This window comes from Vibrio sp. 1580, assembly GCF_033340055.1.
In genome coordinates, this window is record NZ_JAWOVT010000342.1 from 282 (window position 1) to 662 (window position 381).

At 46.2% G+C, this 381-nt stretch carries 1 protein-coding gene; it reads left to right on the top strand.

Translation table 11 applies throughout. The features are described 5' to 3' along the window. On the top strand, positions 1-321 hold a 321-nt coding region (locus tag R7093_RS25905; RefSeq protein ID WP_154220360.1), incomplete at its 5' end, for a DUF2850 domain-containing protein. Between the last annotated feature and the right edge of the window lie 60 nt (positions 322-381).

Below are 381 nucleotides of genomic sequence, written 5' to 3' on the forward strand. Positions count from 1 at the left end.
ATGCTGTATGGCGATTTGATCACTCGGTACATTAACCCTCCCATCTCTAAATCAATAATTTATGGCCGCTGGGTTGAGCAAGATGTAGCGCCTTACTCGAGGGAAGAGTTTGTGCTTAGTGAAAGGGGCGTGACCGTTAATGGCTCGACGATTGCAACCGATTTTGAATTTGATGGCGATTCGTTCTCATACAAAGTCGGTTCGACCGTACGCCATTTTGATTTTGTCGGAAAACAACATACAGAAATGAAGTTGGATGCGCGGGCGCACTATCTTCCGGTCTTTCGTCTTGAAGGGCACGCTGGCATCGCCGTTCGTTAAATACTGTGTTTTCTATTTGAGCATTCGCCATTGCGCGAGTGCTCAACATTCCTATCTTTT